Source organism: Helicobacter cholecystus, assembly GCF_003364215.1.
GTDB classification, from domain to species: domain Bacteria; phylum Campylobacterota; class Campylobacteria; order Campylobacterales; family Helicobacteraceae; genus Helicobacter_G; species Helicobacter_G cholecystus.
In genome coordinates this window covers 84,184-104,200 of sequence record NZ_NXLU01000004.1, presented here as the reverse complement: position 1 = coordinate 104,200, position 20,017 = coordinate 84,184, and the positions used below count along the sequence as shown (strand labels likewise).

22 protein-coding genes are annotated in these 20,017 nt (G+C 35.6%); 13 read left to right on the top strand and 9 right to left on the bottom strand.

The genetic code is table 11. The features are described 5' to 3' along the window. Positions 1-4: 4 nt before the first annotated feature. Complete coding sequence (locus tag CQA62_RS04540; RefSeq protein WP_104724743.1) at positions 5-349, top strand: chaperone NapD; 345 nt, start codon at positions 5-7, stop codon at positions 347-349. On the opposite strand, the gene CQA62_RS06995 is transcribed toward CQA62_RS04540, so the two are convergent. Genes CQA62_RS06995 through CQA62_RS04500 form a run of 7 tightly spaced genes read right to left on the bottom strand, consistent with a single transcriptional unit; the run spans position 346 to position 6,047 of the window. Continuing rightward, positions 346-1,152 (bottom strand): energy transducer TonB, encoded by an 807-nt coding sequence (locus CQA62_RS06995; RefSeq protein ID WP_197720395.1) that lies wholly within the window; start codon positions 1,150-1,152, stop codon positions 346-348. The genes CQA62_RS04540 and CQA62_RS06995 overlap by 4 nt on opposite strands. Next, the gene (locus CQA62_RS04525; RefSeq protein WP_104724740.1) at positions 1,152-1,751 is read right to left on the bottom strand and encodes a hypothetical protein; all 600 of its coding nucleotides are present in this window, start codon (positions 1,749-1,751) and stop codon (positions 1,152-1,154) included. Before CQA62_RS04525 ends, CQA62_RS06995 begins: the two co-directional genes overlap by 1 nt. Continuing rightward, positions 1,751-2,101, bottom strand: a complete 351-nt coding sequence (gene fliN, locus CQA62_RS04520; RefSeq protein WP_104724739.1) for a flagellar motor switch protein FliN — start codon at positions 2,099-2,101, stop codon at positions 1,751-1,753. The genes CQA62_RS04525 and fliN overlap by 1 nt, the downstream gene beginning before the upstream one ends. Beyond that, a complete protein-coding gene (locus CQA62_RS04515) occupies positions 2,095-2,493 on the bottom strand; it encodes a chemotaxis protein CheX (protein WP_104724738.1) in 399 nt (132 codons plus the stop codon). Before CQA62_RS04515 ends, fliN begins: the two co-directional genes overlap by 7 nt. 14 nt (positions 2,494-2,507) lie before the next feature. Continuing rightward, complete coding sequence (nth, locus tag CQA62_RS04510; RefSeq protein WP_104724737.1) at positions 2,508-3,146, bottom strand: endonuclease III; 639 nt, start codon at positions 3,144-3,146, stop codon at positions 2,508-2,510. Then, complete coding sequence (locus CQA62_RS04505) at positions 3,143-3,370, bottom strand: FeoA family protein (protein WP_104724736.1); 228 nt, start codon at positions 3,368-3,370, stop codon at positions 3,143-3,145. Before CQA62_RS04505 ends, nth begins: the two co-directional genes overlap by 4 nt. Before the next feature lies 1 nt (position 3,371). Further along, positions 3,372-6,047 carry a DUF3971 domain-containing protein gene (locus tag CQA62_RS04500; protein WP_104724735.1) on the bottom strand — a complete coding sequence of 892 codons (2,676 nt, stop codon included), beginning with the start codon at positions 6,045-6,047 and terminating at the stop codon, positions 3,372-3,374. Here CQA62_RS04500 and mltG point away from each other — a divergent pair. The 7 genes from mltG (at position 6,031) to selD (ending at position 13,300) form a co-directional block, all read left to right on the top strand. After that, positions 6,031-6,915, top strand: a complete 885-nt coding sequence (mltG, locus tag CQA62_RS04495) for an endolytic transglycosylase MltG (protein ID WP_232006729.1) — start codon at positions 6,031-6,033, stop codon at positions 6,913-6,915. The two genes, CQA62_RS04500 and mltG, sit on opposite strands and share 17 nt — an antisense overlap. A 65-nt stretch (positions 6,916-6,980) precedes the next feature. Next, on the top strand, positions 6,981-8,405 hold the full coding sequence (locus CQA62_RS04490; protein ID WP_104724733.1) for an acetyl-CoA carboxylase subunit A: 1,425 nt from the start codon (positions 6,981-6,983) through the stop codon (positions 8,403-8,405). Then, complete coding sequence (locus tag CQA62_RS04485; RefSeq protein ID WP_104724732.1) at positions 8,402-9,787, top strand: NAD(P)H-hydrate dehydratase; 1,386 nt, start codon at positions 8,402-8,404, stop codon at positions 9,785-9,787. The genes CQA62_RS04490 and CQA62_RS04485 overlap by 4 nt, the downstream gene beginning before the upstream one ends. After that, positions 9,784-10,491, top strand: coding sequence for a carboxy-S-adenosyl-L-methionine synthase CmoA (cmoA, locus tag CQA62_RS04480; RefSeq protein WP_104724731.1), 708 nt, complete (start codon positions 9,784-9,786; stop codon positions 10,489-10,491). The genes CQA62_RS04485 and cmoA overlap by 4 nt, the downstream gene beginning before the upstream one ends. A 2-nt stretch (positions 10,492-10,493) precedes the next feature. Then, on the top strand, positions 10,494-11,627 hold the full coding sequence (dapE, locus tag CQA62_RS04475) for a succinyl-diaminopimelate desuccinylase (protein ID WP_104724730.1): 1,134 nt from the start codon (positions 10,494-10,496) through the stop codon (positions 11,625-11,627). Further along, positions 11,624-12,223, top strand: a complete 600-nt coding sequence (gene yedF, locus CQA62_RS04470; RefSeq protein WP_104724729.1) for a sulfurtransferase-like selenium metabolism protein YedF — start codon at positions 11,624-11,626, stop codon at positions 12,221-12,223. Before dapE ends, yedF begins: the two co-directional genes overlap by 4 nt. A 57-nt stretch (positions 12,224-12,280) precedes the next feature. Beyond that, on the top strand, positions 12,281-13,300 hold the full coding sequence (selD, locus tag CQA62_RS04465) for a selenide, water dikinase SelD (protein WP_267891713.1): 1,020 nt from the start codon (positions 12,281-12,283) through the stop codon (positions 13,298-13,300). On the opposite strand, the gene mnmA is transcribed toward selD, so the two are convergent. Beyond that, on the bottom strand, positions 13,249-14,292 hold the full coding sequence (mnmA, locus tag CQA62_RS04460; RefSeq protein WP_104724727.1) for a tRNA 2-thiouridine(34) synthase MnmA: 1,044 nt from the start codon (positions 14,290-14,292) through the stop codon (positions 13,249-13,251). The two genes, selD and mnmA, sit on opposite strands and share 52 nt — an antisense overlap. A 16-nt stretch (positions 14,293-14,308) precedes the next feature. Further along, positions 14,309-15,502: an NAD(P)/FAD-dependent oxidoreductase gene (locus CQA62_RS04455; RefSeq protein WP_232006727.1), complete on the bottom strand. Its 1,194-nt coding sequence runs from the start codon at positions 15,500-15,502 to the stop codon at positions 14,309-14,311. Between the two features lie 267 nt (positions 15,503-15,769). On the opposite strand from CQA62_RS04455, the gene rpsB reads away from it, so the two are divergent. Genes rpsB through CQA62_RS04430 form a run of 5 tightly spaced genes read left to right on the top strand, consistent with a single transcriptional unit; the run spans position 15,770 to position 19,881 of the window. Next, positions 15,770-16,564: a 30S ribosomal protein S2 gene (rpsB, locus tag CQA62_RS04450; protein ID WP_104724725.1), complete on the top strand. Its 795-nt coding sequence runs from the start codon at positions 15,770-15,772 to the stop codon at positions 16,562-16,564. Continuing rightward, complete coding sequence (gene tsf / locus CQA62_RS04445; RefSeq protein WP_104724724.1) at positions 16,564-17,625, top strand: translation elongation factor Ts; 1,062 nt, start codon at positions 16,564-16,566, stop codon at positions 17,623-17,625. Before rpsB ends, tsf begins: the two co-directional genes overlap by 1 nt. A 5-nt stretch (positions 17,626-17,630) precedes the next feature. After that, positions 17,631-18,278, top strand: coding sequence for an ABC transporter ATP-binding protein (locus tag CQA62_RS04440; RefSeq protein ID WP_104724723.1), 648 nt, complete (start codon positions 17,631-17,633; stop codon positions 18,276-18,278). Positions 18,279-18,287: 9 nt separating this feature from the next. After that, positions 18,288-19,580, top strand: coding sequence for a glutamate-1-semialdehyde 2,1-aminomutase (gene hemL / locus CQA62_RS04435; RefSeq protein WP_104724722.1), 1,293 nt, complete (start codon positions 18,288-18,290; stop codon positions 19,578-19,580). Further along, positions 19,570-19,881 (top strand): AtpZ/AtpI family protein, encoded by a 312-nt coding sequence (locus CQA62_RS04430; RefSeq protein WP_104724721.1) that lies wholly within the window; start codon positions 19,570-19,572, stop codon positions 19,879-19,881. The genes hemL and CQA62_RS04430 overlap by 11 nt, the downstream gene beginning before the upstream one ends. Positions 19,882-20,017: the final 136 nt, after the last annotated feature.

The following is a 20,017-nucleotide window of genomic DNA, read 5'->3' as shown; positions in this document are numbered from 1 at the left end:
AGCAATGAATATTTCAAGCATTATTATTTACACAAATAATCCTCAAAAAGTTATGCAAGAAGTAGAAAAAATTAAGGGATGTGAAATTGCACTCAGTGATGAGCAAAAGCAAGTAATGATTGCAGTCATTGAAGCAGAAAATGTGAATGCAGAAATGGAGATTTTAAAGTCAATTAGTGCTATTGATGGAGTCATTGAGGCCAATATGCATTATAGCTATGCTGAAGAAGAGTTAGAGAGTGCAAAAGAAAATATTTCTAGAGAGGTGTCTAAGAATTTGAGTGATGAGGTAGGGATTGATGAAATTTCTTATAGTGGAAGTGTATATAACCAAATGTATAAACTTTAGCGATAGCGAATAAAATAATTAATATAGAAACGGATTAGAGTTTTTGTTTTAGGATGAGGATAGTCTTTGTAGGCGATTTCAATTGTTTTAACGCTATTGCGATCGAGCAAGATAAATCCACTTTTTTTAATAATCTTTAAATCGCTAATATCTCCATTAGGGTGGAGATAAAATTCTACAACATTCCCCCCACCTTGTTGTAGCATTGCAGCATTGGAGGGGTAGCGTAGGTATTTTTGCGTAATTTTCCCAATATAGGCAAGATTATTAAGGATATATTCTTGTTCTTCTTTTCCCAGATATCCAAATTCTGGACCATAAAATTCTGAGATATTTTTCTTCGTGCTTGCATCGGCGAATTGATAAGCAAGACTTTGTTTGAAATCAGGGATTGTTATCTTTTGTGTTTCTTTTTCTTGCAAGGGTTGTAAAGAATTCATATCTTTTGAATAATCATCCTGTGGTTTTTCTTTTTGCTCTTCTTTTTCTGGTGGTTTAATTTCTTTTTTTTCTTCTTTAACTTCTTCTTTAGATTCTTTTTTATCTCTAGACTCTTTTTGAGAGATTTCTTGTTTTTTGTCTCTGTTTATTTTGCTTTTACTCTTAGGGGCTTTTTTCTTTTGAGGTGCAGGGAGAGAGTTTTGCGAATCAAAAGAGGAAATTTCTTGGAAAGAAGCTTTGATGCGATATTCTCCTACTCCCTTTTTAAATCCTAAATTGTTTTCTTGAAATAAAAAAATGAATAAAAGTAAGTGAAGAAGTAGGGAGACAGATAGGGTAATTCCTAAACGATAGGGTTTCATTAATCCTCGCTAATAAGATGGGTAAAGTCCTTATTATGATCTGTTTTTGGATAATGATTGAGTAGCACATTGCCTTTTTCATTGCAAAAAATTCTATATTCTACCCCCTCATATTCAAAAGAAATGATTTTGCTTTTTGGTGATAGGAAAATTTCTTGATAGTTGATGGGTTTTTTAGAGTGTTTTAAACGACGTTTCAACCAAAGTAGAATAAGGATTAAGACTGCTATAAATATATAGCCATAAAAATAATTTAACCATGAAATCCTTAAAGTCTCAGAATGAATTTCTAAATGAATTTTATCAGCAATTTTATTTTGTACGAGTGTAAGATTTTTTCCAAAAATTGTAATTTGTGTTTGATTGGAGGGGAGTGGAAGGATTTGGATTTTTTCAAAAGGAGGAGAGAGGGATTGTGTTTTGTCTTTTTGAACCAGTTGATCATCAACAATGATTTGAAGTGAATCTTTTGTAGAATGGGTTGTGAAACCTTTCTGAGTGGGAAGCAGAAGATTGAGAGTCTTAAGTTTCTGAGAAATTTGTATTTCTTGAGCTAGGGAAAGATAGAAAGCAAGAAGAAAAAATACAATCCCTCTCACTAAATTCTCTCTCGTGTGATGTAATACACAATGGCATCAGAATCTAAAATTTCATTAATACGAATTGCAAGATTTTTTTCATAGACCATCACCTCACCTTTGCCAATAACCCTTCCATTTACAAAGGCTTCAATACTTTCTCCAGCAGGTTTTTGCAAATCAATAATAGAACCTTTTTCAAGCTTTAAAATATCTCTGAGAGTAAGTTTTGTAGAAGCAAGTTGCGCATCAAAGACGACATCCATATCCAATAGTCCCGCATAGTTTTCCATCATTTTTTCAAAGTTTTTTGCAAGCTCAACTTCACGTTCTGTGTGTTCATAATCCTGATTAAGGATTGAATCTAGCATACATGCTCCTTATACATACTGCATTTTCCCTCCTGTATTGCAAAATGTATTCCCTTTAGTGAATGAGAGGGTATTGTTTGTCCAAGAGAAGTTGGGGTTGTGATTTGGATATGCACTCCTTTTTGGGCAAGGAGAACTTTGGCATGTCCAATAACAAGATTTGCAATCTCTTTGCTTAAATCAACCAAATCTTCTTCCGAGGGATGATCATCAAAAAGCATTACAGTGGAGAGTGAGAGTAAAAATTCATAATTAAAACAGAAATAAAAATGTTCTTCTTGCGTGGAAATTTTGCTGCAATATCCTGAGTAGATTCCATCCTGAGTGAGTATTGGAGTTAAGGAAGTGGTTCCTTTAATTATTTCAATGAAACTTTCAGCAAAAATATCCATACTAGATCCTTTTGTTATTGGGGTTTAAAGTTTTGAGTACTTATACAATATGGTTTTACAAAACATTGTTCACACTGTGGTTTAGAAGCCTTGCAAATATAACGACCAAAAAGTACAAAAGCTTGATGCAATACACTCAAATCATTTTTAAATAATTTTACTAATTCTTGTTCGGTTTTAAGTGCTGTTTTTGCTTTTGTTAAGCCAAGTCGATGCGAAACTCTAAAAACATGTGTATCTACAGCCATAAAATTTTGTTCAAAATACTCGATAAGAACTACATTTGCTGTTTTTTGCCCAACACCCGCGAGCAATTTAAGCTCCTCTTGAGTTTGGGGAATCTTGCCATTAAAATCTTTAACAACCTGCTGAGCCATTTTTGAGAGATTTTTAGCCTTATTATTAAAAAAAGAGCAAGATTTAATCAATTCTTTAATATCTTCAACTGGGGCAACTGCTAAGTGCATTGGTGTAGGAAAAGAGGCAAAAAGAGCGGGGGTGATAAGATTCACTCTTTTATCCGTGCATTGTGCTGAGAGCATTACGCAGACAAGGAGTTCATAGAGATTATTATATTTGAGCTCTGTCTTTGGGTTGGGGTAGGCAAGCAAAAAGTGTTTTTTTATTTTTTGACTTTTTTCCTGTTTTGTCATATTGCCTCAACAATAATATGTTGTGCTTCACTTGATCGTAAAGCAACCTTTGAATGACTAATTTTAATTGCTAGAGTATCTTTATTATGAGAGAAGCGCTCTAAAAATACTTGAGTATCTTTTGTCACTCCAAGTGAAAGGAGACGATCTTTAAGTGTTTCATCAATTGTTTGAATTGCAACAATCTTGTAATATTGGTTTTCTGATGCTTCAAAAAGTGTCATTTTATTCTCCTGTGAAAATTCTTTGAATAATCTTAAAGGGTGCACTCAAAATATCCTCTGCTACAGAGACTTCTGATTTTGGATGGTCAAGTGTTCCCTTAATGACTACACCGGTAGATATTTTACCCTCTTTACCCAACAAAAGATAACCAACGATAGGAATCTTACTTAAAACCTCGGAGAGTGCTTTAATAGTTGAAATTGAGAGTGCAATATTAAGTTCTTTGGTTTTAAGATTGATGATTCCACTTCCCTCTACATCAATGGAGCTTCCCACTAAATTAATTTTTTTTAATCCCAGAAATTCATCATTTAAGTCAAAGATAATTCGCCCATGACTGACCTCATACCCATTTGCTCCAAGTCCGGGTTTTTTAAAGACGATTAAAGAGGGGATTGTATCAATGAGGGCTAAGACATTTTGCAAAGTGGCAAAGTTTTTAAAGATTGTATTTTGCATTTGTACCTCTCCTCTTACAGTTTTATTTTTATAAATTCCTTTTGCACTAAACAATCCTCCTTCCATAATTGTTTTTTGTGCAATGGTATTAATGAATTTACCCCCGAAATTATCTGCATTAAATTTAATGAGTCCATCATAAAAATCGATATTTGCCACTCCATTTTTATGTGTGAAGTCCACTTTTATTCCCCCATTTTTCATATTAATAATAATTTCATCTGTTGGAATTTTTAAATTCTTAAATTCTACTTCTGAATCCTTTGCCACCATATAGAGATGAAAATTGTTTTCTAGTTTTTTTTGCGCAGATTCTTGGAGAGGGGTTTGATCGGGGGAACCATTTTGAGAAATTTGAGAGAGAAGGGGAATTTGACTTGAAGCTATACTATCAAGATTAAAGTTTTTATTTTTAAATGTAATTTGAAGTAAATCATCTTGAAAATTAAAGACCATACTTTCGTCTAAGGAAGAGATATAAATTTTTGTAGGAGTGATTTTAGAGGTCATATTCACTTCATTGATGGGTTGCCATTTTTTATCAAAAATGGGATATTTGAGATTAGAGAGCTGGGCTTGAATAAAGAATGTTTGAAAATCTTTTGTTTGCAAGGCAACTTCGCCCTTTGAGATTCCAAAATACTGAAGCAAATTAGAGTATGGGGTAATTTTTGCAAGATCTGTGATTAAAATACCAGTAGATTCCCCCAATGTGATTTGTGTGTCAAAGTCAGGTAGACTAACTTTTGGAGTAGAGAAGAAATCCACAGAAAAGTCAATTTGGGGGGTGAGGCTTCTTTCAAGGGCAAGAATTTGCCCTAGGGGAGAAGTTGAATTTTGGGTATGGATTTTTAAGAAATCAAGATTAATTTTTCCTTTCGCTTTTTTTTCATTTAAGTCAATGTCACAGTTGATCAGTCCTGTAAAATCAGGTTGATTGGTGGCAATTTTGCTGTCATTAACAAAAATATGACTTTCACTAGGATTGATATCAAGCATAACATTAAGTGTGGGTGTGGCAAGGGGAAAGCCAAAGAAATTAAAGTCTGCATCTTTGGCCTGAAATTTCCCCTTTGCGCTAACATTGAGTTCTTCAGGAGTACTTTGAAAGCTCAGAGTAAGATCTGTTTGCATTTTTGAGCTTGTTTGTGTGATATCAAAATCAATATTATAAGCCCTAAGCAAAGTATGAAGTCTATGATCTAAAATTGCATCTTGTGATTTAATATGCACCTCTGTTGTGAGGTTTTTATCAAAATGTTTGAGTTCAACATAGCTGCCCTCAAGACTGATATCGTCATAAAGTGGGTGAGTTAAGTAAAAGCCAAGATTTTTATCTTTGAACTGCACTTTGAGTGTTGGAGTTGTAATTGAGGGAATATTAGGTTGCAATTTTAAAGACACTTCTTCCAAGATAAGTTCCGCGTAAAGACTTTTTAGAAGTCTAGGTAGAAAATTTTCATTTAAGGGAGCACTAAAAAAAAGATTTTTAATTCTAATATTTTTAAAACTGGCTTTTTGCATAAGCCATGTATGGAGTGCTGGAATTTTTTTAATTTCTTCCTCAAAGGGAGTAAGACTGTGAATGAGGGTGCTAAAGGCACTGAGATGTAAAATGCTAAGATCTGAACTTCCTTTAATGACAAGCTTTTCTTCAGGACTCATTTGTGGACGAATAGAATTGGCAATGAGGGCGAAGTTGATTTGATTTTTATCTAAGAGAAATTCAAGTTTTCCCATTGCATTAATTTGGAGTTTGCTAAAAAGAAGTTTTTGAATAGAGAGTTTAATCTTTGTATATGTTTGTTCAAGCTCAAAGCTTGCTACAACGGAGGGAAAGAGCAATTCATAACGTTTTCCATCATAGAGAATAGAGGCTTGTTGATTGTCGGGAAGAATAATATTACGAATTTCAAGAAGTTTAAAATAAGACATTCCTACAAGAGAGCGATGAAACCATTTGATTGCATCTTGAATGGAAAAATTTTCTGTGTTTGTTGAGGAAGGTTGAGTGATTTTAAGCTGGTTGAGTGTGAGGATAAATTTATTATCAAGTTTTAGATACAATCCTTTAAAGTTGAAATTAGCAATTTGGAATTCTTGTATAGAGATTCCACGATAGAGCGCAACAAATAATCCACCTATTAAGAGAAAAAAAGTGAAAAGTAAAATAATTGATTTTTTGCTAGGTGTCTTTTTTTTGCTTAATGTTTGCATTCTTCTTTATCTTAACTCCGCTATTTCTACTTTGGATATGCTCAATCTCCCTAAGGGCTCTATTCGTGCAATTGTAACATACTTACAAACCCAAAAGATTGATCTCAATGCATTTGATGGGTTAATTCTTAGAATTTTAGGCAACCCTCAAAGTGGATGGATTGATTTGGGAGAAAAACAGATGTCTAGAGGAGATTTTCTTTATAAACTTACTGTGGCAAAAGCCCCTCTTAAAGAGGTAAAGCTTATTCCAGGGGAGAGTATGCATTTTTTTATCATTCAGCTCTCAGAAGTTTTAAATATTTCTATCCAAGAGTTATGGAAGGCATATAGAGCACAGGTGCAATGCGAAGAGGGAAATATTTTGCCTCAGACCTATAAGATTCCTTATGGAATTGATGCCTCTAGACTGTTTATTTATTTGCTTGAATACTCTAATAAGGAGTATTCAAGGATTGCAAATGCTTTGGGTTATAATCTTAACACTCACCAGTGGAAAAGGATAATAAGCAAGGCTTCTATTATCCAAAAAGAAGCAGCCAATGCCTCTGAAATGCCCATTATCTCAGCAGTGATTGACAATCGAATTGCAAAAGGTATGCCTCTACAAATGGATGGCTCACTTAATTATGGTGAGTTTTCTCATACCAAGGTTACTCCTGAGAGAATCAGAAACGATAAAAGCACTTTTAATACATATTTGCATAAAGGGATTCCACCTTGTCCTTGTGGAAGTGTTGGCTTGGAAGCTATAAAGAGTGCAGTTCATCCCCAAAAAGTGGATTATTTATATTTTGTTCGCAACAAAAATGGAGTGCATACTTTTTCAAAAACTTATCAAGAGCATAGGGAAAATTTTAAGTATTGATTTGGAGATTTTGAAGTTTTTGTATTTAAAGATAAAATAATGGCAAATTTTCTTAAAGGACTGCAGTGTTTAAGCGAATATTAATTGCTAATCGTGGTGAAATTGCTGTGCGGATTATTCGTGCATGTAAAGATTTGGGGATCGAAAGTGTTGCAATTTATTCTCAAGCAGATCATCAATCTCTCCATGTTAAAATGGCAGATTATGCCTATAAGCTAAGTGACGACCCAATTAAGGGATATTTAGATATTGAATTGATCTTAAAAATTGCCAAGGAGAGTGCATCCCAAGCTATTCATCCGGGCTATGGATTTTTATCTGAGAATGCTTTATTTGCAAAAAGAGTGAGTGAAAGTGGATTGGTATGGATAGGTCCAAGCTCAGAAGTGATTGCAAATATGGGAGATAAAAATGTTGCAAGAGCTCTAATGAAAGAAAATGGAATCCCTATTGTTGAGGGGACAGATCCGATTAATTGTAAGAATTCTCAAGAGATTTTAGAAATAGCTTTAAGAATTGGATACCCTGTGATTTTAAAAGCAAGTGCTGGGGGAGGGGGAAAGGGGATTAGGGTAGTTGAAAAAGAAGAATACCTGCTTGAGAGTTTTGAGGCTTGTAAAAGAGAGGCTAGAGTATTTTTTGGGAATGATGATGTATTTATAGAAAAATATATTTCTTCTCCTAGGCATATAGAGTTTCAGATTTTAGCAGATCATTATGGCAATGTTATTCATTTAGGAGAGCGAGATTGCTCAATTCAGAGGCGTCATCAAAAACTTGTAGAAATTGCACCAAGCCCTAGTATTGATGATGGACTTAGAAAAAGAATGGGAGCTGTGGCTATCGCAGCAGCCAAAGCAGCAAATTATACTAATGCAGGGACAGTCGAGTTTTTGCTTGATGAATTTAATCAGTTTTATTTTATGGAGATGAATACGCGTATTCAAGTTGAGCATGGAATTACAGAGGAAATTACAGGATTTGATTTGGTTGTGAGGCAAATCAGAATTGCTGGAGGTGAGATTTTAGAAGTTAATCAAAATGATGTGGTTTTTCAAGGGTATGCTATTGAAGCAAGAATTAATGCTGAGAATGTTTATGATCATTTTGCACCCAATCCAGGAAAAATTACAGCCTATTATCCTGCACTTGGCCCCTTTGTAAGAGTAGATAGCTGTGTTTATAAAGATTATGAAATTCCTCCATTTTATGATTCAATGATTGCCAAGCTCATTGTGAGGGCAACAAGCTATGATTTGGCTGTAAAAAAACTTTCTAGAGCCTTGAGTGAATTTACAATTAAAGGGGTTAAAACGACCATTCCTTTTTTACAAAAGATCTGTGAAAATAGTGAGTTTAAAAAAGGGTTTTTTGATACTTCTTACATTTCGCGCAATCTTTCTGCTCTCATCCCCAAGGAGCAAAAAGATGATAGGGAAGCTGTTGTTATTGCCTCGGCTCTTATGGCTTTAAAAAAGAGGGAAGAATGAAAAATATTTTTAAAGATACTCGGGTTTTGGATAAACGAGCAATTGAGCGTTATTTTTTAAGTGAAGAAATTTTATGTGAGAACGCCTCAAATGCACTCAAAGCTTTAATTGATAAGGTTACACATCAACAAAGTTTAATTTATATTGTCTGTGGCGGGGGTGGAAATGGTGCAGATGGCCTAGCCCTTGCTAGAAAACTCCAAGGAGAGTATCGTGTCAAGGTTTTTATGGCAAAAGATGCAAAAAGCCCACTGTGTCAAAAGGAGTTTTTACGCTCTAAAAGTCTAGGTGTAGATTTTGTAAAAAAAATTTATCCCTGTGATGTTGTTGTGGACTGTCTTTTTGGAAGTGGATTTTGTGGGGAAATTGATTTAGAGTTTAAAGAATTGCTTAATGTGATGAATAAAATGGCAAGAGTTAGAATTGCTTGTGATATTCCAAGTGGTGTTGGAGCTTTTTTTAAGGGGGGTGCTTTTAAGGCAGATTATACTGTGAGTATGGGTGCACTTAAGCTTGATTTATTTGCAGAGTGGGCTAAGGATTATGTGGGGGAAATTCTTGTTGCACCTCTGGGAATCTCTTCTCAAAACTATGAAGTCCGTTCTAATATCAAGCTTTTAGAACAACAAGATCTTCAGCTTCCTCATCGTATCTTAGAAGATACACATAAGGGGAGCTATGGTCATTTGGCTGTAGTGGTGCAAAACAAAGAAGGGAGTCAAAATGGTGCTGGAGTTTTGTGTGCAATGGGGGCAATGGCTTTTGGTGTGGGGCGATGCACACTTAGCGGAGAAATGGCCTACCCTCCTTATGAAATGATGCACTCCAAAGAAATCCCCCAAGAAGCAAATGCTATTGCTATGGGAATGGGAATGGTGAATGTGGAGGAGAAGGATTTTGATTTGATTGCTCAAAGGTCCTGTGTTCTTGATGCAGGGGTTTTTAGCTCACCCAAACTCAAAAACTTTCTTTACAAAGCTAAAAATGTTGTGCTTACTCCGCATATCAAAGAATTTGCATCTTTACTCAAGATTTGTGAAATTGCAGATTTAAGTGTTGAAGAGGTTAAGATTAAACGAGATTTACTGCTTTTGGAGTTTTGTTCAATGTACCCAGAAGTCGTCGTTGTTCTTAAGGGGGCAAATACCTTAATTGCTCAGGATGCAAAACTTTATATTTGCAATCTTGGGAAAAATAATCTTGCCAAGGGGGGAAGTGGGGATGTATTGGCTGGAATGATTGGGGCTTTGCTTGCACAAGGTGTGCAAAGCAGAGATGCTGCAATTTATGCAGTTTTGGCTCATTCTTTGGCTTCTAGGAAGATTGCTTCTAGTTATGGAATGACTCCCAAAGACTTGATTGAGGCAGTAAAAAGACTGTGAAAGATATATTATTTCAATCCCAGATTAAAAAGCAATTTGAGTTTGATGAGAGTGTTGCAAGTGTTTTTGATGATATGCTTGAGCGCTCCATCCCATTTTATAAAGAGCAAATTGATCTGATTGCTCACTTTGCCTCATTAAATCTTGAGAAAGACAAAATTGTTTATGACCTGGGTTCAAGCACAGGAAATGCACTTTTTGCACTTTATAAACTTTGTCCACAAGCTAAACTTATAGGAATTGATAATTCTAGGGCAATGTGTGAGAGAGCCTTGTTAAAAGCAAGGGCATATGGGGTAGATGCAGAATTTGTGTGTGAGGATTTTTTGCATTATCCCCTTAAGCAATGCAATGTTGTGATTGCAAGCTGGACAATGCAATTTGTTCGTCCATTAATGAGAGAAAAAATGATTCAAAAAATCTTTAATTCACTTGAAGATGGAGGAGTTTTCTTGATGAGTGAGAAGGTTTTAAGCGAAGATAAACAAATGGGTCATTTAATGATTGAGCACTATCATCACTATAAGATGTCTCAAGGATATACCCAATTTGAAATTAACCAAAAACGTGAAGCATTAGAGAATGTTCTTATCCCCTATACACTTGATGAGAATAGGGATATGCTTAAAAACTCAGGTTTTTGTTGTGTGGAAGTTCTGTTTAAATGGGTTAATTTTGCTCTCTTTATTGCAAAAAAAGTATAAAAATGACAAAAGAAATTGTTAAAAAACTTATCTCTTATCCTACGATTACTCCCTTAGAGTGTGGGATTTTTGAGTATATCGCTACGCTTTTAGAGGGTTTCTCTTATGAGCGAATGGATTATTCTGAAGTGAAAAATGCTTTTTTTTATAAAGATTTTTCTCCAACACAGCAAGAGGGAAAACTCCATTTGTGTTTTGCGGGACATGTTGATGTTGTGCCAGCAGGTGAGGGATGGGAGAGTGATCCTTTTGAGGCAGTCATTAAAGAGGAGTGCCTTTATGGTAGGGGGGCACAAGATATGAAGGGGGGGATAGGTGCATTTCTGGATGCGATTATCAAGGCCCAAAAAGAGGGAATTTATGAGAATCTTGCAATTTCCATACTTTTAACCAGCGATGAAGAGGGGGATGGGATTAATGGTACACGCTATATTTTAGAGTGTTTGCACAAAGAAAATCGCCTTCCCCATTTTGCAATTGTTGCAGAGCCTACTAGTCAAGAGGTTGTAGGAGATATGATTAAAATTGGTCGAAGAGGATCAATGAATGGAAAAATTACAATCAAAGGGGTTCAGGGACATGTCGCCTATCCGGATCAATGTCTTAATCCTATTGAGCTTTTGGGGTCAAGATTGGGAGAAATTGCAGGCAAAAATCTTGATGATGGGGATGAGAATTTTCAACCAAGCAAAATTGTTGTTACAGATATTCGTGGAGGAATGCAAGTGTGCAATGTAACCCCAAGCGATTTGGTGATGATGTTTAATGTGCGTAATTCTCCCCTTACACATCAAGAGGATGTGCAGATCTACTTGCACAAAGTCTTGCAAGGTTTAGAGTATGATCTAGAGGTCAAAACAAGTTCACTCCCCTTTCTCACTCCAAGAGAAAATACACTCATCTCTAAACTTACTCTCTGCATTACAAAGATTACGGGAATAACACCCAAACTCAGTTGCAGTGGAGGGACAAGTGATGCACGATATTTTGCTTCTTATGGAATTGGAGTTGCAGAACTTGGAGTATGCAATGATAGAATCCATGCAAAAAATGAGTGTGTAAAACTTCAAGATTTAGATAATCTTGCAAAAATATTTAAAATGTTAATTGAATCTTTTTGTAAGGAGGATGAATGAGAGAGGCAAGAATTGATGTAAAAAAAGAAATTTGTCAAGATCCTGCCAATAAGGTTAAATCTGTTTTGGAGCAACTGAGAGAGCAGAATATTCAAGTTGCAAAAATTGAAATTATTGGAGATTGTGAGAATGCTCTTGCTGAGGTGGAGAATTTTTTGATCAATCAAGGATATATTTTTGAAACGAGTGGCAATGAGAGTGAGTTCAGTATTGTTGTTAAAAGCAAGGAAGAGAAAAAAATTGAAGAACTTGAAGAAAAGCCCATAGAGATTGTAGATAAGGCTTTTTATATCAAAGATGATAGGCTTGGAGATGGGGAGCTTGGTAGAAAGCTGCTTGATAATTTGTTTGCTAAGCTTTCCCTTTCTTATCAGGTGCCCAAATATATTCTTCTGCTTAATCGTGGAGTTTTGCTCTCTCAAAATGATATTGCAAAGTATTTGCAGATTTTGGAGAGAAAGGGAGTGGAGATTTTATTATGCAAAACTTGCATTGATCATTTTGGGATTGAATCAAAGATTGTTGCAGGAAAAATCAGCCATTCTCAAGAGATTGCAGGAGTATTGATGAGTGAATTGCCCATTATCTCACTTTAAGGAGAAACAATGATGACTTCTTTTGTTCGTTGTGTAGGTTGAGCTACAAAAGTAGGTCTGGAAGATCTAACACAAATTATGAGTGGCGTACAAACCTATGAAGATAATAATCTTTTAGTGGGCTATGAGCATAGTGATGATGCAGGAGTATATCGCATTAATGATGAGGTTGCTCTTGTACAGAGCGTTGATTTTATTACTCCCATTGTTGATGATCCTTTTATTTATGGACAAATTGCAGCAAGTAATGCATTGAGCGATATTTTTGCAATGGGTGCAGTGGCAAAAACAGCAATGAATCTCCTAATGTGGGATCAGGATCATATCAGCAAAGAGATGATCAGCGATATTTTAAGAGGTGGAGCACAAAAACTAAAAGAGGCAAGAGCAGTACTTTTGGGTGGGCATAGCGTAGGGGATTTAGAACAAAAATATGGACTAAGTGTGAGTGGTGTTGTACATCCTCAAAAGATTTGGAGAAATCATCGCGCACAGATTGGAGATGTTTTAGTGCTTTGTAAAGCTTTGGGGACAGGAATTGTTTCTACAGCTCTTAAAAACAAACATATAGCTTATTCCCCAAATCTTGAGGCTATTGAGAGTATGACACAGCTCAATCTCAAGGCCTCGCTTTGTGCAAGGGAATTTGATATTCATGCTTGCACTGATATTACAGGTTTTGGACTTGTGGGCCATTTGTTAGAAATGTGTGCAGACAATAAAAGTGCGCAAATCTTTTTTGATGATGTTCCTTTATTTGATGGATTAAATGCACTTATTCATGCAGGACAGATTCCTAATGGAAGCAAAAAAAACTATCACTATCTCTCGCAGTTTGTAGATAATAAACTCCAAGAAAAAGAAAGTATCACTCTTTTTGATGCGCAAACCTCTGGTGGTCTGCTCTTTGCACTTCCCAAAGATCAGGCTCCACGCCTTGTAGAATCATTAAGATTTTTGGGATATACAAAAAGTGCAATTATTGGGGAATTTATTCCTTTAGGAGAGAAAAAAATTGTATTAGATTATTTTTCTGCACCTACAATCACTCCACCACCTAGCACACAATCATCTTGATAAAGCACAAGGGCTTGTCCCTTGGCCACCCCATATACAGGATCAAGTAATTTTGCTATAAGATTGCCTTCCTTGTCGAGTGAAACAAAAGCACGACTTTTAGAGCTTCTGTATCGAATCTTAACCTCATACTCTCCATTAATAAAATTACTGGGCAAGCTTTTATTGATTGCAAAAACCTGAGATGTTGAAAGTTCTTCTTTTTTTCCTACAATAATTTCATTTTTCTCAGGATGAATAGAGAGGACGTAATGAGGCTCTAATGCCCCTTTAACACTAAAACCTTTTCTTTTTCCAATAGTATACTGCATATAACCTTTATGCTCTCCTACGGCCTCACCTGCAGAGTTTCTTACAATTCCTACACGATCAACCTCAAGTGTTTTTTTGAGAATATCGATATAATCAGTTTCTACAAAACAAATCTCTTGAGATTCTTTGTAAGTTTCTAAAGATCCAAGCCAAGGCATTGCCTCAAATGCTTCTTTCTTAACGTTAACCTTAAGATAGTCTCCAAGTGGAAAAATTAGACGATCTATAGCTTCTTGAGAGATAGCATAAAGAAAGTAGCTTTGATCTTTACTGGGATCAAGTGCCTCTCTAATTCTCTTAACACCATTGATATTGCCTATTCTTGCATAATGCCCTGTTGCAATTTTTTCACAACCCATATCCATAGCTTTTTGCAAGGCTAGACCAAATTTCATAAGAGGATTACATAAGGCACAGGGATTGGGAGTTTCCCCTCTTTGATATGCAGCGATAAATTCATTATATACAAGTGCTCTAAATTCTTCTTTTGCTTCAATGATATGAAACTCAAAGCCGAGATTTGAAGAAACTTTGTGGCAGTTTTGAATAAAAGCTTGATGTTTTTCTTCTTTATCATGGAGCTTAAGATAAATTCCTACAACTTCATATCCCATTGACTTAAGTAAATAAGCACAATATGAGCTATCTACTCCTCCGCTCATCAATAAGGCAACTTTCATTTTTGCTCCTTTGTTTTTAATCACTACTACGATAGCGAAATTGTCCTTTTTTAAGGACCATTTTTAATCCACCAATTCCAAAAAGCCAACGATTTTCAATGCTATTTTTAACAAAAGCACTCAATTCTCCACTAATTTTTCTACCAAATACAACACCCACACCATCAAGATGACCGATGGAACACACTGAACCACGATTAATAAATCTGAAGTCCTTATGTTCTTTTTTTCCTTCTAGCATATCTGCTAAAAGATTTCCTACATATTCTCCCATTTGTGTAGCAAGTTGAGCGGTGGGAACATAAATGACTTCTTTTTGTGCATAAATTGCACAATCTCCAACTACATAAATATTCTCATAATCCTCGCTTCTAAGCTGAGCATCAACTTTTAATCTCCCTTTTTGGCTTTGAACCTTAGAGTAGAATTCAATACTATCGTTCCCCTTTACTCCAGCACTCCAAAGGATTGTATTTCCATAGAGTTTCTCTTCTTTCTCATTATGAGAGACCAAAACCCCATCAGCATAGCATTCTAAAACACTCGTTTGATTATAGAGTGTTACGCCCAGTGCATGAAGCTTCTGCTCTGTTTTTTCTTTTAGACTTTGAGGAAAAACAGGTAAAACATTCTCAGAGCGTCCGATACAAGAGATTTTGATATCAGCAGGACTAATTCCATAAATTTGACATAATCGCGGGATGTCACTTGCAAGCTCAGCACTAAATTCAACTCCTGTTAATCCGCTTCCACATACGATAAAAGAGAGATCATTCTTATCTTTTGTAATATGATAATCTTTAAATTTTCTCTCAATATGCTTACACAATCGTAATGAAGCATTAAGTGAAGAGAGTTTGTAAGCGTGTTCTTTAACACCTTTAATTCCAAAATCATCGGGCTTAAAACCAAGCGCGATAACTAAAATATCATAAGAGTATTCCCCAAGTTTTCCAACTACCTTATTTTGCTCTGGGCATAACTCCATCACTTTATCTTTAATAAAACAAACTTTTGTAAGAAGTTGGCGATAATAAATTTTTGCTTTTCTTTCACTCAGTGTCCCTACGGCAATTTTATGGAGTAATGTTGTTTGATAGTGATAATCATGTTTGGAAATAAGAGTGATTTGTGCATTTGGATTACGTTTTTGGAGTGTTATGGCAGTTTTTAATCCGCCGTATCCTCCACCAGCGATTAAAATTTTCATGACTTTCCTTGTTTGCATAAAGAAATAAATTTTTGAATTCTAGGATTTTTAGGTCAATAAAACTAGTACTTTTTTGCATTTTTTCTAAGAAATTAAAGTATTTAAGGAATAAAAAAACGTAGATAAAACATTTGGAAATTTCGCTAAAATCATAGCTTCCTTTTTGGTTTGCCAAAGCAATACGCACACGCTAATTCTTCGATGAGTTGCCAATATGGCTAAGGAGCGTGGAGGAATAAACTCAATTTATTTTTAGGAGAAGCCCCTATGGTTACAATGAAGGACCTACTAGAATGCGGTGTTCATTTTGGACATCAAACAAGAAGATGGAATCCAAAGATGAAAAGATTTATCTTTGGTGTAAGAAAGAATATTCATATCATCGATTTGCAAAAAACAATTCGATACTTCAGATATACATACAATATTGTCAGAGATGCTGCTGCAGAGGGAAAAACTATTATGTTTGTTGGGACAAAAAAGCAAGCAAGTGCAACTCTTAAACAATATGCAGAAAGTGTAAATGTTCCTTATGTGAATTATCGTTGGTTGGGAGGAATGCTTACAAATTTTAGCACAATCAAGAGATCAGTCAGAAAGTTAGAAGTGATTGAAGAAATGGAAACAAGTGGACAAATTGACTTGCTTACAAAAAAAGAAAAATTAATGCTTATGAGAAAAAAAGAAAAGCTTGATAAGTATCTTGGCGGTGTGCGCCATATGAAAAAAGTGCCTGATATGATTTTTGTGATTGATTCTGCAAAAGAAAAAATTGCAGTAGCTGAAGCAAGAAGACTAGGAATTCCTGTTGTGGCTCCTATTGATACAAATTGTGATCCTGATATGGTTGATTATCCTATTCCAGGAAATGATGATGCAATTCGCTCAATTCAACTTTTCTGCAAAGAAATGGCCGAGGCAATTACTGAGGGTCGTGCAATGGCAGGAGGTGAGGGTGAGCAGGCTTTAAATGAAGCAGCTCCAGCAAGTGAAGAAGAGAAAAAAGAAGTGCTTGATGAGTTGAGTGCTGAGCTTGAGAAAGAAATGAAGGGAGATGAGTAATGGAAATTAATGCTCAACTTGTAAAAAAACTTCGTGAGATGACTGATGCAGGGATGATGGACTGTAAAAAAGCTCTTGTCGAAGTGGCAGGAGATATTCAAAAGGCTGTTGAATATTTAAGAGAAAAAGGTCTGAGCAAAGCTGCTAAAAAAGCAGATCGTGTTGCAGCTGAGGGTGTAATTTCTGTAAAAGTTACACCAGATTTTAAAAATGCAGTTATGCTTGAAATCAATAGTGAAACTGATTTTGTTGCAAAAAATGATGGGTTTGTAGCCTTGGTTGAAAAATCAACAAATCTTGTTGAGCAAAACAAAATTACAAATGTGCAAGATTTAACAAAAGTGAGCATAGAAGGTTGTAGTTTTGATGATTATCTCAAGGGACAGATTGCAAAGATTGGCGAGAACATTGTTGTAAGAAGGATTGCCAATGTAAATGCTGATGCTCAAAGTGTAGTTAATGGTTACGTTCATTCTAATGGACGTGTGGGTGTAATCATTAAAATTGCTTATAAAGAGGCTAAAAACGCATCTGCTCTAGCTGAGTTTGCAAGAAATCTTTGTATGCATGCAGCTGCAATGAAACCCCAATATCTTAGCTATAAGCAAATCAGTAGTGAATTTATTGCAAAAGAAAAAATTGCCCTTATAGCTGAACTTGAAAAAGAAAATGAGGAGCTCAAAAGACTTGGAAAGCCATTGCATAAGATTCCAAGCTATGTTTCTGAAATTGAACTTACAGAGGCGGTGCTTAAACAGGCTGAAGAAAATCTAAGAGCTGAACTTAAGGCACAAGGAAAGCCTGAGGCAATTTGGGATAAGATTATTCCAGGTCAAATGGAAAGATTTATTGCTGATAATACACTTATTGATCAAAGAATGACACTTTTAGGTCAATTCTATGTTATGGATGACAAAAAGACCATTGCTCAAGTACTTCAAGCTAAGAGCAAAGAGCTCAATGATGAAATTGAGATCACAGAATATGTGAGATTTGAATTAGGTGAGGGGATTGAGAAAGAAGTCGTAGATTTTGCAAAAGAAGTTGCGGCACAACTTTAAATAAAATGCAACTTCTAAAAGCCATAGGTCTATCTCATAGCTTTGAAACCTTGCTTTATGAGGGAGTGGATTTAATTTGCAATAAGGGTGAATCTATTGCAATTTTGGGTGTAAGTGGGAGTGGAAAATCTACAATCCTTAATCACCTCTCCACTCTTCTTCCTCCAAATTTAGGAAAAATTAATCTTTTAGATAAACAAGATATTTACTCTTTAAATTCTAATGAACTTCTAGCTTTACGACGCTATGGAGTGGGAATTATTTTTCAAGCCCATTATCTTTTTCGTGGTTTTAGTGCCAGGGAGAATTTGCAAATTGCTTCCTTTCTTGCTTCAGAACCAATAGACTATGAGCTGTTAGAAAGAATGGGAATTTCTCATATACTCAAGCAACAGGTTGGAGAGCTTAGCGGAGGACAGCAGCAAAGAGTGTCTATTGCAAGAATTTTGTGCAAGAAGCCCAAAATGATTTTTGCAGATGAACCTACGGGGAATTTAGATAAACATACAGCAATGAATATAATGAAAATGATTTTGGAGTTTTTGCAACATAATGGATCAGGGATGGTTTTGGCTACACATGATGAAGAAGTGGCTAAGAGTTGCACTAAAATTTATCTTTTAGAAAATAAAGTGTTTAGACAGATTAAATAAGGAGTAAAAATGGAAATTTTGCACAGTATCAATGATTTTAATGAAGCAAAGCAGGTTATTGTTGGAGGGGTTAATTCTCCCGTAAGAGCTTTTGGAAGTGTAGGAGGGATTCCAAGGTTTATTGCAAGAGGTGAAGGAAGTTATATTTATGATGTAGATGGTAATGCATATTTAGATTTTGTTCAAAGCTGGGGGCCACTGATTTGGGGACATTGTGATAGGGATATCGTAGAGGCTGTGATTGAGAGTGTAAAAAATGGAATGAGTTTTGGAGCTCCTACAGAGCTTGAGACAACTTTGGCTAAAGAGATTATTTCTCTTTATGATGGGGTTGAAAAAGTTCGGATGGTCAGCAGTGGTACAGAGGCAACAATGAGTGCAATCCGCTTAGCTCGTGCCTATAGTCAAAAGGACAATATTCTTAAATTTGATGGATGTTATCATGGACATAGCGATAGTTTACTTGTGAGTGCGGGAAGCGGTTGTGCAACCTTTGGTTCTCCTAGTTCTCCTGGCGTACCTCAAGCCTTAAGCAAACATACTTTAGTTGCTACTTATAATGAAATCAGGGGACTAAGAGAGTATTTTCAAAAGGGTGATATTGGTTGTGTGATTATTGAGCCAATTGCTGGAAATATGGGATTAGTTCCTGCAAGTAGAGAGTTTATTTCAACCCTAAGGACTCTTTGTGATGAGTTTGGAGCGGTGCTTATTTTTGATGAAGTGATGAGCGGATTTAGAGCTTCACTTAAAGGCGCCCAAAGCTTCTATGACGTTATTCCTGATATGGTTACTTTTGGAAAAGTTATTGGTGGGGGTATGCCTTTGGCCTGTTTTGGAGGGAAGGATGAGATTATGAAACTTCTTTCTCCTGTAGGAAAGGTTTATCAAGCAGGGACTTTAAGTGGAAATCCTATTGCAGTGAGTGCAGGATTGATGGCGGTGTGTAAACTTAAAAGTAATGCAAAGCTTTATGAGAGATTGCAAATGTTGGCAGAACGTTTGATGAATGGATTTAAAAAAGAAGCTTCTCAAAGAGGAATAGCAATGCAAACACAAGTTAGGGGGAGTATGTTTGGCTTTTTCTTTAATGAAAATGAAGTAAAAAATTTTGATGATGCCAAAAAAAGTAATGGAGAACTTTTTGTAAAATTCCATACAAAAATGCTTGAAAAAGGAATATATTTAGCACCCTCAGCTTATGAGAGTGGATTTATTTGTGCAAGTATGAATGAAGAACAAATTGATAGTGCTATTAAAGCATGTGCGCAGAGTTTAGAGGAGATTGTCAATGGAATCTAAGGATGAGAAAATATATCTCAAAGGAGTTACACGAGAACCAAAATATGGCAGAGTTGTGAGTGCTGTAAGTGGACTATCTTTAGGATTTTCCATTATTATTGCAATTTTACTTGGGGTGGGTATTGGGATGTGGCTAAAACGTCTTACAGGTTGGAACTGGATTCTATGGCTTGGAGTATTTTGGGGGATAGGAGGGGCTTGTTACAATCTGTATTTAGCCTACAGAAAACAGCAAAAAGAGATGGATGAACTACAAAATGATCCAAAATATCGGGAGTATAAAGAGATTGAGCAAGATTAATTTTCCTTGGTTGATTTTTTTCATATCTTTTTTTTGTTTTTTGCTTTCTTTTTTATTTTTTAAATTTAAGGGTCTATTAAGTTTTTTGGTAGGTTTCTTTTCTTTTTCATTAATTTTCTTTTTTCTTTTTTTGACA

Excerpts from the sequence above, each read along its gene's own strand:
- CQA62_RS04430 (WP_104724721.1), top strand. The coding sequence starts at position 19,570 with ATGGAATCTAAGGATGAGAAAATATATCTCAAAGGAGTTACACGAGAA.
- fliN (WP_104724739.1), bottom strand. The coding sequence starts at position 2,101 with ATGCTAGATTCAATCCTTAATCAGGATTATGAACACACAGAACGTGAA.
- CQA62_RS04455 (WP_232006727.1), bottom strand. The coding sequence starts at position 15,502 with ATGAAAATTTTAATCGCTGGTGGAGGATACGGCGGATTAAAAACTGCC.
- CQA62_RS06995 (WP_197720395.1), bottom strand. The coding sequence starts at position 1,152 with ATGAAACCCTATCGTTTAGGAATTACCCTATCTGTCTCCCTACTTCTT.
- hemL (WP_104724722.1), top strand. The coding sequence starts at position 18,288 with ATGGAAATTTTGCACAGTATCAATGATTTTAATGAAGCAAAGCAGGTT.
- nth (WP_104724737.1), bottom strand. The coding sequence starts at position 3,146 with ATGACAAAACAGGAAAAAAGTCAAAAAATAAAAAAACACTTTTTGCTT.
- rpsB (WP_104724725.1), top strand. The coding sequence starts at position 15,770 with ATGGTTACAATGAAGGACCTACTAGAATGCGGTGTTCATTTTGGACAT.
- CQA62_RS04485 (WP_104724732.1), top strand. The coding sequence starts at position 8,402 with ATGAAAAATATTTTTAAAGATACTCGGGTTTTGGATAAACGAGCAATT.
- yedF (WP_104724729.1), top strand. The coding sequence starts at position 11,624 with ATGAGAGAGGCAAGAATTGATGTAAAAAAAGAAATTTGTCAAGATCCT.
- mnmA (WP_104724727.1), bottom strand. The coding sequence starts at position 14,292 with ATGAAAGTTGCCTTATTGATGAGCGGAGGAGTAGATAGCTCATATTGT.
- CQA62_RS04540 (WP_104724743.1), top strand. The coding sequence starts at position 5 with ATGAATATTTCAAGCATTATTATTTACACAAATAATCCTCAAAAAGTT.
- CQA62_RS04440 (WP_104724723.1), top strand. The coding sequence starts at position 17,631 with ATGCAACTTCTAAAAGCCATAGGTCTATCTCATAGCTTTGAAACCTTG.
- CQA62_RS04500 (WP_104724735.1), bottom strand. The coding sequence starts at position 6,047 with ATGCAAACATTAAGCAAAAAAAAGACACCTAGCAAAAAATCAATTATT.
- tsf (WP_104724724.1), top strand. The coding sequence starts at position 16,564 with ATGGAAATTAATGCTCAACTTGTAAAAAAACTTCGTGAGATGACTGAT.
- CQA62_RS04515 (WP_104724738.1), bottom strand. The coding sequence starts at position 2,493 with ATGGATATTTTTGCTGAAAGTTTCATTGAAATAATTAAAGGAACCACT.
- dapE (WP_104724730.1), top strand. The coding sequence starts at position 10,494 with ATGACAAAAGAAATTGTTAAAAAACTTATCTCTTATCCTACGATTACT.
- CQA62_RS04505 (WP_104724736.1), bottom strand. The coding sequence starts at position 3,370 with ATGACACTTTTTGAAGCATCAGAAAACCAATATTACAAGATTGTTGCA.